Source organism: Mucilaginibacter ginsenosidivorans (assembly GCF_007971025.1).
GTDB lineage: Bacteria > Bacteroidota > Bacteroidia > Sphingobacteriales > Sphingobacteriaceae > Mucilaginibacter > Mucilaginibacter ginsenosidivorans.
The window spans coordinates 2,849,087-2,862,712 of record NZ_CP042436.1; the positions used below are offsets into that span (position 1 = coordinate 2,849,087).

The 13,626-nt window shown below is 45.6% G+C and carries 12 protein-coding genes; 5 read left to right on the forward strand and 7 right to left on the reverse strand.

Annotated features, from left to right (window positions below; all coding sequences use genetic code 11):
* The first annotated feature begins 31 nt into the window (after positions 1 to 31).
* Entirely contained in the window at positions 32 to 1,570 is a 1,539-nt protein-coding gene (locus tag FRZ54_RS13020; RefSeq protein ID WP_147032035.1) for a serine hydrolase domain-containing protein, read from the forward strand.
* Positions 1,571 to 1,616: 46 nt separating this feature from the next.
* Here FRZ54_RS13020 and FRZ54_RS13025 read toward each other — a convergent pair whose 3' ends face one another.
* Entirely contained in the window at positions 1,617 to 4,385 is a 2,769-nt protein-coding gene (locus FRZ54_RS13025) for a TonB-dependent receptor (protein ID WP_147032036.1), read from the reverse strand.
* A 221-nt stretch (positions 4,386 to 4,606) separates the two neighbouring features.
* Between FRZ54_RS13025 and FRZ54_RS13030 the strand changes: the two genes are divergently transcribed.
* On the forward strand, positions 4,607 to 5,506 hold the full coding sequence (locus FRZ54_RS13030; protein WP_147032037.1) for a DUF3078 domain-containing protein: 900 nt from the start codon (positions 4,607 to 4,609) through the stop codon (positions 5,504 to 5,506).
* Here FRZ54_RS13030 and FRZ54_RS13035 read toward each other — a convergent pair.
* Together FRZ54_RS13035 and FRZ54_RS13040 are read right to left on the reverse strand one after the other, a co-directional pair.
* Complete coding sequence (locus FRZ54_RS13035) at positions 5,503 to 6,147, reverse strand: DUF2306 domain-containing protein (RefSeq protein WP_147032038.1); 645 nt, start codon at positions 6,145 to 6,147, stop codon at positions 5,503 to 5,505. The two genes, FRZ54_RS13030 and FRZ54_RS13035, sit on opposite strands and share 4 nt — an antisense overlap.
* Before the next feature lie 73 nt (positions 6,148 to 6,220).
* Entirely contained in the window at positions 6,221 to 7,378 is a 1,158-nt protein-coding gene (locus FRZ54_RS13040; protein ID WP_147032039.1) for a M23 family metallopeptidase, read from the reverse strand.
* A gap of 174 nt (positions 7,379 to 7,552) precedes the next feature.
* Between FRZ54_RS13040 and FRZ54_RS13045 the strand changes: the two genes are divergently transcribed.
* From FRZ54_RS13045 to FRZ54_RS13055, 3 genes are all read left to right on the forward strand, one after another.
* Entirely contained in the window at positions 7,553 to 8,767 is a 1,215-nt protein-coding gene (locus FRZ54_RS13045) for an acyltransferase family protein (RefSeq protein ID WP_147032040.1), read from the forward strand.
* Positions 8,768 to 8,900: 133 nt separating this feature from the next.
* Positions 8,901 to 9,932 carry a sensor histidine kinase gene (locus FRZ54_RS13050; RefSeq protein ID WP_147032041.1) on the forward strand — a complete coding sequence of 344 codons (1,032 nt, stop codon included), beginning with the start codon at positions 8,901 to 8,903 and terminating at the stop codon, positions 9,930 to 9,932.
* Positions 9,922 to 10,617 (forward strand): LytR/AlgR family response regulator transcription factor, encoded by a 696-nt coding sequence (locus FRZ54_RS13055; RefSeq protein ID WP_147032042.1) that lies wholly within the window; start codon positions 9,922 to 9,924, stop codon positions 10,615 to 10,617. Before FRZ54_RS13050 ends, FRZ54_RS13055 begins: the two co-directional genes overlap by 11 nt.
* A gap of 76 nt (positions 10,618 to 10,693) precedes the next feature.
* Here FRZ54_RS13055 and FRZ54_RS13060 read toward each other — a convergent pair whose 3' ends face one another.
* The 4 genes from FRZ54_RS13060 to FRZ54_RS13075 form a co-directional block, all read right to left on the reverse strand.
* Positions 10,694 to 11,296: a hypothetical protein gene (locus FRZ54_RS13060; RefSeq protein WP_147032043.1), complete on the reverse strand. Its 603-nt coding sequence runs from the start codon at positions 11,294 to 11,296 to the stop codon at positions 10,694 to 10,696.
* 69 nt (positions 11,297 to 11,365) lie between these two features.
* On the reverse strand, positions 11,366 to 12,793 hold the full coding sequence (locus tag FRZ54_RS13065) for a rhamnogalacturonidase (protein ID WP_147032044.1): 1,428 nt from the start codon (positions 12,791 to 12,793) through the stop codon (positions 11,366 to 11,368).
* Complete coding sequence (locus FRZ54_RS13070) at positions 12,790 to 13,128, reverse strand: MmcQ/YjbR family DNA-binding protein (protein ID WP_187359621.1); 339 nt, start codon at positions 13,126 to 13,128, stop codon at positions 12,790 to 12,792. The genes FRZ54_RS13065 and FRZ54_RS13070 overlap by 4 nt, the downstream gene beginning before the upstream one ends.
* An 11-nt stretch (positions 13,129 to 13,139) precedes the next feature.
* Entirely contained in the window at positions 13,140 to 13,607 is a 468-nt protein-coding gene (locus FRZ54_RS13075; protein ID WP_147032046.1) for a DinB family protein, read from the reverse strand.
* Positions 13,608 to 13,626 lie beyond the last annotated feature (19 nt).

Consider the following 13,626-nt stretch of genomic DNA (forward strand, 5'->3'; position numbering starts at 1 on the left):
TAGTAAATATGTATTCAACAATATTTACGCTATGAAACGTCAGCACTCATTTATCCTTTTAGTTTTTGTGTTTTTTGTATCAGTTCGCGCGGTCGATGCCCAAACCTACAAGCCACCTGTATTTACTGACGCAGACCGCCTCAAAAAGATAGAAGAAACGTTCCCGGTTATCGATAAGCTATACAAAGAGTATGCTGAACAAAATCATTTCCCGGGCCTGGTATATGGTATCATAGCCGATGGCAAACTGGTGCACGCCGGTGGTATAGGCTACACCAGCATCGCCGATAAAACAGAAGCAACATCCAAATCGGATTTTCGTATCGCGTCCATGAGCAAGAGTTTCACAGCCATGGCGATATTGAAGCTGCGTGACGAGGGCAAACTAAGGCTGGACGATCCTATTTCCCTGTATATTCCCGAAGCAAAAAACATGAAGCGCCTTACTAAAGACGCCCCGGCGATAACCATACGCCATTTGCTGACCCATAGCGCCGGTTTCCCGGAGGATAATCCATGGGGCGACCGTCAACTGGCCAATACCGATCAGCAATTGACCGATCTATACAAAAAAGGTGTCTCTTTCTCTAACGATCCCGGGCTTGGGTACGAATACAGTAATCTTGGTTTTGCCACACTCGGTTATATCATTAAAAAGGTCTCGGGTAAAACCTATGAACAATATATCACCGACAATATCCTGAAGCCTTTGGGTATGAACCATACCTATTGGGAATACACCAAAGCGCCCAAACAATTGCTTGCCCATGGCTACCGCTGGCTCGACGGCAAATGGGTGGAACAACCTATGCTGCACGATGGGTCATACGGTGCGATGGGAGGGATGATCACTACAATAGAAGATTTTGCAAAGTACGAAGCCTTTCACCTTTCAGCCTGGCCTCCGCGCGACGCCGCGGAAATGGGGCCGGTTAAAAGAAGTTCGGTGCGCGAAATGCAATACCCCTGGGATATTAATGGGTTCAATGTGAATTATAAAACTGCTACCGGCAGAAGTTATCCTTTCGCATCGGCCTATTGCTATGGCTTGCGCTGGCGAAAATATATCGATGGCATGACGGCGGTTGGACATACCGGCGGTCTGCCCGGCTTTGGCAGCGAATGGACGATCTATCCGGAATACGGTATAGGTGTTGTCTGTTTTGCCAACCTAACTTATGCCAACACCGGAACGGTTAACCTGCAGGTTGCCGATACTTTGATCAGGCTGTCCGGCATAAAAATGCGCCAATTGCCGCCATCTGATATACTAATCAAACGGAAGGATCAATTGATAAAATTATTGCCCGGCTGGGATAATGCCAAAGCCAGCGGAATATTCGCCATCAATTTCTTTATGGATTACTTCCCCGATAAGTTAAAAGCTGAAGCAACCGCCATATTTGAAAAGGCAGGGAATATTACATCAGTAGGCGAAGTAGTACCCGAGAATCAATTGCGTGGGTATTTTATCATGAAAGGCGAACAGGCAAATATCAAAGTAAGCTTTACCCTAACACCCGAAAACCCTGCTTTGATACAGGAATATCATATCGCCTTAGTTAAATAGAAGGTGATAAAAAGCCCCTCTCCAAAAGGAGAGGGGTTGAGGAGGCTTAGAAAGTAAAGCCGGCTCTCACAAAAAAGCGACGTCCGTTGTTGCCCATTTGGACAGGATCAGATGGGCCGCCCGGTTCGTTATTGTAAGCATAACCTTTGGCAGCTATCACCGCGCCTAAATCGGGGTGAACATTGAACACGTTATCGCAACCTATTGAAAAGTGTACGTTTTTATTAGCCTTAAAGCTGATATAAGCATCATGTACAAACTTTCCGCTGTAAATATATTCATCGGGTACGGTTACATCAGGGTTTGCATCGGTAGGAACCACAGGGTGTATGCCGTCAAAATTCTCACCATACCCTAATAGGTCTATTTTGCCAAAATAAGTAACCCGTGCGCCAAAAGTGAATTTCTTATGGCCGTATTCAGGGTTCAATGTGAGTTTTTCCGGTGGTGCCGAAGCGAGGATGAATTTCTGCTCGCGGTCGCTCAAAAACGTTTGTCTTAGCTGGTCGGTGGCACTCAGTTTCGGAGGGTAGTTGATCTGGTCAATGGTCATGTGCTGGAAGTTGCCGGCGAACAACAAGCGGTACCGATCGTCGCCCACTGTCTTATTGTATTCGATAACTACGTCCAAACCCTTGTTAGTCGTATTTGCTGCATTATCAAAAAACTGTGCCTGCGTTACGTGCAGCGAATTTAACGCCGCTATGAATGCCGGGTCGAGGTCGGTATTATCAGCGCTGAACTGCCCCGAAAGTACCACGCGGTCTTTTACTTTGATCAGGTATCCATCGACAGTGAAAGTTAATTCCTTTAACGGCTGAAAGGTAAATCCAAGACCTGCGTTCTTCGATTTTTCCTGCTTCAATGTTGGTATGCCGGCTGCTTTGGTTATGGGGCTATAGTTGGGTGCTATTTTCACTTCAGAAATCACGCCGCCCTGTACATTGGTATAGGACGAACTGTAATTGATCTGTTGTAAAGACGGCGCGCGGTAACCTGTACCCAATGAACCACGAATGTTAAAGTTGTCGGTCACTTTATAACGGCTCGCAAATTTAGTACTCAGGTTGTATCCAAAGTCGCTGTAATGTTCAAGACGATTGGCAAAATCAACCAGCCATTTGCTGGTTACGTCCGCTTCAAGGTCAAGGTAAATACCTTCAACGGTACGGTGCGCGGTCACCTCGTCACCTGGCTGGTAACCGGGGAAACCCTGCGAACCGGTGGCCTTATCTTCATTGTAATTGCTGTAGGAGCCGGCTTCGCCCGCGTTGATCATATAACGCTCGTAACGATACTCGGCACCTGCACCTACGTTCAGCCCCGAAAATATTGTGCTGTAATGCTTGCTGAAGTTTAAATCGGTCGAGTTTTGCAGAAACTGCGGCCCGCCATCGTAAAAGTGTGTTTGCCCGGTGCCCAGGGAGGCATTGAAGGTTTTATCGCCATAAAAATGAAAGGTGTTGTTACCGATGGTATTGCTGATGTCCCAATCCACATCTTTGCCTATTGTGCCTTTGAAGCCCACGGCGAGGGACAGATCGGTGTTGTGGGTTTGGATGATGGGGTTGTAATAACTGTCCCCATCCGGTGTATTGAATATGATACCACTTACAGGTATCAGCTCGCCGTTGGCGTCTGTTGGGAAACGACCGGGCGAACCGGAAAAATTCCGCGTAAAGGCATAATCGTCGGAACCCTTATAACTAAATCCGCCAAAACTGTAAAAGGTGGTTTTGGTTCCGGCCAATGGGATTTCAGAGTTAAACAAGGCGCTTATGCTGCTGGCAGAACCGTCGCCGTTAGCACGCCTCACATTGTTGAGCGGCAATGCCTTAGGGTTACCAAAGGCGGTATCATGGGTTTGCCGGAAGGTTTTGCCATTGACATCATAATCGACCGAAAAGTTAATAAAGCCTTTATTCTTCCCGATAGGCAAGCCATAATTGGCATCTAAAGAGAAGCCATTGCCATCTATAGCGCCCCCATGCGGATATTGACCCATTGCCAATGCGTTCCTGCTATTAAAAGCCGGGTCATAATAGCCGGAATAGCCCGCATTTACAGTTAATTGATTAACTGTTTTCTTCAAAACGATATTAATAACCCCGGCAATGGCATCCGACCCGTATTGTGCCGAGGCGCCGTCGCGCAATATTTCGACCCTGTCGATAGATGAAACAGGGATCGAACTAAGATCGACCCCTGAGTTGCCACGGCCTCTGGTGCCAAACACAGATACAAAAGCCGTTGAGTGCCTGCGCTTGCCATCGATGAGCACAAGGGTTTGGTCGGGTCCGAGCCCTCTTAAGGTACCCAGTTCCACGTGGTCTGCGCCGTCGGATCCTGATTGTTTATTGTAGTTGAACGATGGGGCGGCGTAGTTCAGGATGTCGGTCAGATCAAGCCTGCCAGTATTGGAAGAGGCTTTCGTCACATTAACCACATCCACCGGGACTGGTGTTTCCAGTTTAACCCTGCCCGCCGACCGCGTACCAACAAGCACCACTTCATTCAGTTGAGAAATGTCGCTTACCAGTTCTACATCGACGGTAGTTTGTCCGTTAAGGGTTATGGTTTGAACTTTGTATCCGGTGTACCTGAATGTCAGTACGTCGCCCGGTGATGCGGATACGGTGAAGCGACCATTTTGGTCGGTTGCGGTTCCCTGCCCTGTCGATTTGACCAGGACGGTAACGCCGGGTAGCTTTTCTTTGGTTGCTGCATCGGCAACGGTACCCTTTACGCTGATATTTTGTGCTAAGGCCTGGCTACATAATAGAATGGCAATAATAAGGGGTAAATATCTTTTCATAAAAAAATAATTTGGGGTTGAACATAATGTTAAATTAATTTTAATGTAAGATAAAGATTATTGAGGAATTATAAAATTAATCAGGATATTATTTGGATAATTGTAAAACATACAGGTATAATATATATCAAAACGTTATAAACGGTGCGTTTTTGCTGTTTTTTGGAAATTCGTACCTTCACTTTTAATTAACTAATCAGATACCTGTTAAATAATTACTTATGAAACGCATCTTACTATTACTAACATTATTGACCGCCAGTTACACAGGCTTTTCTCAAACCACTCCGGGCGACACAACAAAAAAGGACACCGCCTGGAAAATACACGGGCAAAACACTTTCCTTATTAACCAGAGCTCGTTTACGCATTGGGCCGCGGGTGGCGCCAATGCTTTTGCTGCCAACGTGGTTTTTGATTACGATTTTAATTACAAAAAGGACAAATGGAGCTGGGATAATAAGGTAATTGTCGGCTACGGCCTGAGCAAACAGGCTGGTACCGGCTGGCGCAAGAATGATGACCGCATTATCCTGAATAGTTTGGCCGGGTACAAGGCGGCGCAATACTGGTTGTATACCTTTTATGCTAACTTTCAAACCCAATTTACCAAAGGATATAATTACAACGCCGACAATACCCGCACTTTGATATCTGCACCGTTTGCACCGGCCTATCTTACATTCGGTCCCGGCTTTGCTTATAAAAAATCTGATAATTTCCGGGTGAATATCTCGCCATTGGCAGCCCGTATCACCATGGTAAGCAACGATTCACTTTCGAATGCAGGATCTTTTGGCGTAACATCGGGTGATAAATCCCTGTTTGAGTTTGGCGCTTCGCTGGATGGCTATTTAAAGTTCAATATCGCAACCAATATCACCTTTGAAAATGCACTCAAACTGTACTCCAACTATTTAAAACAACCTGGAAATATTTATGCCGATTACACTGGCAATATCTTTATGAAGGTGAACAAACTGGTGACCGTTAACTTCGGGGTTGAGCTCATTTCCGACCCGAATGCAAAAATACCGGTTACCGAGAATGGCATAACGGCTGAACATTCGCTGCTACAGGTGAAACAAATATTCGGCGCAGGGCTGACCTATAAGTTTTAGCCTTTCGAAGGCATCGGTACCTGCACGGGTATTCCTGCTCTTTTGCTGATGATGATCCCGGCGATGAGCAGGTTTGGCACCCAGCATATCCACGATATGACCCGGTAAGCGGAAAGAAAATCAATATGTGCCATTTGCGATAGCGGCAGGTAAATACGCAGGGTAACTGCAGCAAAGGTAAGTGCGTAATTGCGGATCATCCAGTTCTCGTGATCCTTAAACCTTCGCTTAATAATGCTGGTATAAGCCATAATATCCGTAAATAGCCAGCAAAGCGCCAGGCTGCCAAAACCCAGCATGCAGGTAATGCCACCGGATGCAAACATCGCTATATAGAACCCCGCAATACTGCTTAGCATAACCGAAGCGACATATATTTTCCCTACGAGCCGGTGAACACTCAAATAACGGTTGCGTAGTTTTTGACTGAATTGTGTCCACCCGGTAAGCATGGCTATGCCACCAAAAGTGATATGCATGTAAAAAGCCGTATGCCAGGCGGAATTTGCCAATAATTCAGGCGTTTTGCTTGCCCAGAGACCCCGGCCATGCATATCAACTATATAATACTTAAGGGGGTAAACACCTATCCCGATCGCTGCCAGGGCGAAAGGTGCCCATAGTAAAGTTTTTGACTTCATTGTGCAGGTATTTTCTATTCGACTATTAAAAATATAAAAAGGTTACATTAATGCCGAATAGGGCGGATATAATTTATTTCATCGATTCGATAATGTCCCCGCTGTCAACGCGTCCTTTTTTGACAGGAAAATAGACGCTGCCCCGGTACAGTTTGAAATCATTAAAATAGCAGGGGATACCTTCCGAAACCTGTTCCTTTGGTCCGCTCATCACCGTATAATGCAGGTGCGGGAATATGGCATCGCCTGAAAATCCGATAGTGCCAATCTTCTGTCCCGGTTTTACCATTTCGCCGTTCCTGACGAGCACGCTGCCTTTTTCGAGGTGAAGCAATACGCTGACCTCGCCGTTTCCGTGGTCAATGATCACATGATTACCCATACCAAGCGGATCGGCATCAGCTGGAATATTGGGCGATTTGATGCTCTTACCATTAAATTCATTATCCGGAACGCCGTTTTGAGCTTCCACAACAATACCCCCGGCCGGCGCAAAAACAGGTTTGCCAAAGGTATACCAGTTCTCTTTTTTAAAGGGATCGTTCTGGTACATATTCCCCTTGTCATCAATATTCACCAGGTCGCATGCATAGCGGTTTGAATTGGCGGTGATGCCTTTCTCTTCCTTTTCGGGAAGGCCCACCGGGAAGCGCCGGTGATGCGAATAGAAATCGTGCCCATCCCAAACCAGTAGCTTGCCTTTTAATGGCAGGGTGAAATTGTTTTTGGGTATATAAAGCCGGGGGGTAATTATTTTTTCGACCGATACATCAACATCCATTGATAGCCGGTGACGATTTTTTTCCAATTGCTGCGGCGAATCCGCATAATTGAAAAAGAACTGGTATCGCAGAAAGGTGATCCTGATATCTGGTGTCAGAGTGTAAAATGGATTAAAAATGCTGATGGTTGCTCCTGGTTTAATGATGGTGTTACCGAGCATTTTGATGCCCGGAGATTGCCCGTTGCTATTGATTGTCTTTTTTACGACAGTCTTAACTGAAGCGTCTACTACCGACATTTCGATAGCCGCCAGGTCAAGCGTATGGGTACCAGTGTTTTTAATGCTGATATCAAAGTTCAGATACTGGCCGTACTGATCGTGCTCAATTATAGGATTTGCGGGCAGCATATTAATAGTTACCTCAGTGGCCTCCACTGGTTTAGTTGTGTCCCGTTTGGTCCCGGTGAACACGAATAGCATGCAAAGCAATGAAATTGTTTTAAGCATAGGTTTGCCTTTTAGGAAAGTCGGCTCAACTCAAAGTTAACTATAACATTTGATGTATTTGTCAATATTGAATTCGAATCAATTCTGTCCATTGGTCAACAGTAATCGGCCGGTGGTCAAAAATTGTTTACCGGTTGTGGCCATTGTGGTTCCTTTAAATAAAAAATCACGACAATGGAAACAACGCAACGACAAACATACCTGGACTGGCTGAGGATACTGTCCATACTGGGTGTACTATTTTTTCACTCGGCTATGCCCTTTGATACCGGCGACTGGTGGCACATCAAAAACAAAGAGACCAGCGACCTGATGGCCGAAGTGGTATTCTTTATGCACCTGGTGCGCATGCCGCTGCTGTTTTTTATCTCGGGCACGGTAAGCTATTACATGATGCAGAAACGCAGCAGTTTGAGTTTTATCGGCCTGCGCTTCCGCAGGTTATTTATCCCGTTGCTGGTGGGCATGTTCTTCATTGTTCCGCCGCAGATATACATGGAACGTGTCGCCAATGGATTTAAAGGTAGTTTCTGGGATTTTTATCCCAGCGTATTCAATTTTGTGCCTTACCCAAAGGGTAGCTTCAGCTGGCACCACCTGTGGTTTATCGCTTACCTGTTTATTTACGACCTGGTGTTTGCACCAGTATTTGCCTGGCTGGTATCGCCCAAAAGCGGAAAATTCAGGAACAGTTTAACCGTTTTGGCAAAAGGGAAATGGGTGTATGTGCTGGCATTGCCCGGTATTGTTTGGTATGCTCTGTTGAGCTGGAAGCTACCCGAAACCAACGACCTGGCGCACGATGGCTGTTACTTTGTTTACTGGCTGTTATTTGTGCTGGCTGGCTTCTTCTGTATCCTTCAGCCTAAACTAATGGACAGCCTGGAACGTAATCGCCGTTTCGCACTAACCATCGGTTTCGTCAGTTTTATCCTCATGAACTATCTGCGATGGAACAAAATTGAACCTGACAATATAAACTGGCATTTTACCTCCCAATTTGCTTATGCATCTTTCCGCGGTCTGCGTGCGGTTATCGGCTGGGGATGGGTATTGGCCCTGGTAGGTTATGGCAAGCACTATTTTAACTACAAACACAAAGTATTGAATTACCTTAACCAGGCTGTATATCCATTCTATATCCTGCACCAAACGGTTATGGTAATCATAGCCTATTATATTGTTCAGGCGCCTAACGAGAGCATACTGTCAAAATATATTTTCCTGGTAGCCGCAACATTCTTCGTATCCGTGCTTATTTATCACCTGCTGATACGTCCTTACGCGCTGATGCGGTTCTTATTCGGTATGAAGCCTAAGGAACAGCCAAAGCCGGTAATGCATGTTGAGCCTGAGGAGGTGAAAACGGTCGTAGTATTATCAGCATAAAAGTGAATGTTACGATACTGATAAGATATTTTAATCAAAATCTTTTTAAAGCCCCTCTCCAAAGGAGAGGGGTTATGGTGAAGGCGGAGACAGTAAAATCACAGGTTTTTAATGATATTTGTTCAGCAATAAAATGAAATTCTTCAGAAAATATATCTTCCCTGCCCTGTACGGCTTATTGATCTACTTTACGGTAAGACTGCTGCACGACACGGTGATCGGTGAACGGTTCTGGAAACGCGACTGGGCATTGAATGAGTTTGAAATGGCCTGCAGCATACTGGTGGGCTATTTAGGGATCGCTCTTTTCGATCGGCTTTTCAGGTTTTACGACAGGCGCTGGCCGGTACAATTTTGTTACCAGGGCGTAGTGCGCGAACTGCTGATCATGGTAGGGGCCAACCTGCTTTTGATGAACGCGATACTAACGCCGATGGCGGCCTTTACAGACGACGGGCTTTCGCTTGCAGATATAGTGGATATTAATGTTGTGCCCACGCTTTATGTAATTGTTTACTATGGCATTGCGCGTACCAGTACTTACCTGAAAGCCTATGTGGATAATAAAGTGCAGCTGGAAAAGGTAACTAACGAACACCTGCAAACAGAGCTGAAGTTTTTGAAAGCGCAGTATCATCCGCATTTCCTGTTCAATGCGTTGAATACTATTTATTTCCAGATGGACGAGGATCATGAGGGTGCCAAGCGCAGTATCGAAAAGTTTTCGGAGTTATTGCGCTACCAATTGTATGACCAGCAGCAACAGGTACCCGTAATGCAGGAGATAGAATATCTGCAAACTTTTATTGAACTGCAAAAAATACGCAGCACAGATAAATTGAAACTGAATGTCGACTTCGATAAAAAGCTAAACGGGCAATTGGTTTATCCATTGTTGTTTTTGCCGTTGGTGGAAAATGCTTTTAAATATGTTGGAGGTAAATACCATTTGGATATAAAAGCCAAAATTGAGGATGAAGATATTGTCTTTAGGGTTGAAAATTCCGTTCCCAATATCAAGCCGGTCAGCACACAAACAAGCGGTATAGGATTGGAGAATTTAAGGCGGCGCCTCGACCTGCTTTACCCCGGCAAACATTCGCTGGTGACAGAGAATGAGAATGGTGGGTTTAAGGCTGAAATGAAAATACAATATGGGCACTAAGATCAGTTGCATAATTACCGATGACGAGCCTTTTGCGCGCAAAGGTTTACAGGGCTATATCGAAAAGATCGGTTTTTTTGATCTGAAAGGTGTTTGTGAGGACGCCTTGCAATTAGGCGATATGCTGCAAAAGCAGCCGGTCGACCTGCTATTCCTGGATATACAGATGCCGCATATTACCGGGGTTGAGTTTCTGCGTGCTATCAAAAATCCGCCGAAAGTGATCTTCACCACCGCTTACACGCAATATGCCATCGAGGGGTTTGAACTGGATGTGATGGATTATTTGCTGAAACCCATTCCTTACGAGCGTTTTTTGAAAGCCGCCTGGAAGGCGCGGGATTATTTCGCCTTGAGGGAACAACCGGAAAAGGCCGCGCCTTATATTTTTGTAAAATCAAACGGTAAACTGGAGAAGATAAATTTTGATGAGATACTATTCGTTGAGGGTATGGAAAACTATGTGGCCATTTACCTGGACAATAAAAAGATCGTCACCCACACTACTATCAAAGCCTTGCTGGAGAAACTCCCTTTAAAACAGTTTATTCAAACGCATAAATCCTATGTGGTGGCTATTGATAAGATTGGAACGATAGAAGGCAACACCCTGCATATCCGTGATTACAAAGTGCCCATGAGTAAGTATTTGCGGGAAGAGGTGCTTGGGCAGATAGTGAAGTGACAAAAACGAATGTCATTTCGATGAACGTAGCGAAGCGAAATCTTATGCATTTAGCACATGCGAACATGTATTACGTTTAAGATTTCTCTCTATAGTTCGAAATGAAAAGTTTATTGGTGATTAATCGCCGCCCCAAATAAACCATCGGCACCAGCATACAAACATCCGTCGCATGCGCGATCATCTCTATGCGCATAATACGCGATACCGGGAACAGTGCTCCGCTTAGAGCGATCAGCACCCCAACCCATAGGGAAACTTTTTTGGTAACGGTTAGCACAATGCCCAGTACCAGCAGGCTCAAAGGAAATGCAGGTCCGCCTATCCAGAATACGATATTATCAAACACGGGATATTTGGCAAAAGTCTCCAGCATTTGTTTATGCGGGATATGAAAAGCAAGCGTAAAAATATCGCGTAAAGCAAAACCTACTCCCCCGCAAAGGCAGCCATACACGGCAATGAAGAATCCCCATGCAGCATACCCTGGCGCTTTACCTTTTAGCAGGTCGAAAAGCGCTGCAAAGGCGAATACCCAAAACACGCTGTCTACAATAAGCAATGTGCCTGATGTGACCGTATATTCGGTATACTGCCCTGTTGTGTGCCAGAAAAAGCTGGAAAGCGCATAACAAAGCGGCGCCAGGATAAGGGAGGCTGCGTAAAGTTTTGTACTCATATTTTAAGTTTTGGTGTAGTTGTGACTACGCAAAACTTGATGAGGTTACAAGTAATAGTTATTTGCTATTTATTCTTTTGACCTCCTCCACACCTTTCGCTGTTTGCCCCTGATGTTATGAATATCGGCGTCTTTTACATCATCCAAAACAAATGGCGGACGGGTATCTTCATCCAGGTAGCTTACCTCCACGTCTCTTAGTTTGATACCCGTTACATGGCGGATGTAGAATCCGTAAGCCGGCACCGGCCCGAACATGCCGGGTTCAGGATAATTCTTTTCCTGTTCGGGTACAGGTTTGTCGCTTGCCTTGCCGCCGCCCTTGTAGTAAATGCGGATATTGCTCAGATCAATTTCCTTGATATCGTGTCCCGGTATACCTGTTATCTGGCAGCCATACTCCGGGTCGGCATTATAAACCCGCACGTTGCTGATTGTTACCCGGCGCAATTCGCCAACCGATGTTCCCTGCGGGCCACGCATCCGGGCGCCGAGGCGAAGAAAGATAGGGGAGTTTACAATATAGCGCATGGTGATGTTAGTGATAGAAACGTCTTCCAGCAATGCCCCGTCGACGGTTTCTAATGCCAGGCCGCGGCAATAATCAAAAGTGCAGTTGGAAATCACAACATTTTTGAAACCGCCGCTGGATTCTGTGCCGAATTTGATGCGGCCTGTCGGGTGCAGGCCATATTCCGGCTGCGAAGTGCGTTTATAAGTGCCGTCAAGGAACGAACCTTCATCGTAGCCACTTACCTGGCAATTAGTGATGGTCACATTTTCCGTAGCCCTGGCACAACCCAAAGCAAAGGTGCTCTTTAGGCAGATGCCATCGTCATAAGGCGAATTAACGCTGCAGTTGGAAACATGTACATTGCGGCAGCAGTCGATATCCATCCCATCGCGGTTAGTATCCATTTTCAGGTTATCTATGGTCAGGTTATCCACGCCGGTCGCCAATATGGCAAACCAGCCACCATGTGCAAAAGTAACGTCCCTGATAATGATGTTGCGGCATTTGTACAGCGTCAGCGCCTTATCAGCTATCGGGCTGTCTTTTTTATAGTCCCTCAATAATCCCTTGCCATAAATAGTGCCCGGGCCGAGTATGGAAACATCGTGCACATCCTCGCCCCATATCAGCGAATTATGAAAATGGCTGTGCCCGTAATCCTGGTAGGTAGTGTTTACGGTTTGTTCCGCGCGGTCGTAAACGTCCCTATCGCTGGCAATAATTGTTGCGCCCTGGTCGATATACAAGCTGGTGTTGCTTTTCAAATGAATAGATCCCGAAAGGTAATTGCCTGCAGGTAAATAAACCGTACCGCCGCCCGTACCTGCTGCTGCATCTATCGCTTTATTAATGGCCTTTGAATCGAGGTTCTTACCGTCACCAATGGCTCCGAAGTCTTTTGCATTATAAATGCCGCTTTTCGTTTGTGCGAAAATGGTTGCAACTGAAAAGAATGCAAACAGGGTAAAAAATATCCTCTTCATAATTTCTTATTTTTCGTTGGTTTGGTGTTAGCAGTTTCCCAGGCGGTGTGAATGACATCTTCAAGCATATCCAGCCGTACTTTACTTAGCTCGACAAATGTCGCCCCATCTAATCCCCACTTATTCTGCACAGGGTAAAATATAGCGGGGTCGAACGAATTAAATACCGATTGGTCTATTGGCGTCAGTTTCACCATCATTCGGTTTTCGGCAGGCCATAACGTGGCAAATACCCGTTTCTTTTTAATCCTGAACGCCGGTCGCCCGAAATGATCGAACTCTTCAGTTTCGGGTTGTGCAAGAACGATTTTGCGGGCGGTTTCAAGGTCAGTCACTTTTTTCCCGGTTATAATAGTTTTCGGTATTTAGTACCAATATAATCAACGAAATCAGGCTCGATGCCCTGTTGCCTGATAATAGTTTGAATTTGCGCGCGATGATGGATCGAATGATAATTTAACTGCAATGCAATATCCTGCGGGGTTGCAGCCCACAGGCCGCCATCCAGCCCTACGAAAATCACCTCTTTCGTCAATTCGTTATCCGGCATTTCTTCCAAATAATTAAGCCAGATAGCTAAACTTTTATCCCATTCTGTTTCCAACTTGTCTAGGTCATAAAGCGGGTCCCACCAACTCATTTGCGGTGCGGCACGGTCGTGTTTAATCCTGGCCATCCACTTATACTGGCAATTGATGAGATGACTAAACAACCGGATACATTCTGTTTTATCGGGCAGTTGCCCTATTTTTTCCAATAGCTTTTTATTGGTTATGTCGTTGTAAGAGAATGTATCAAGCAAGTATTTTTTCATTGCTACCAGGATAAGATGT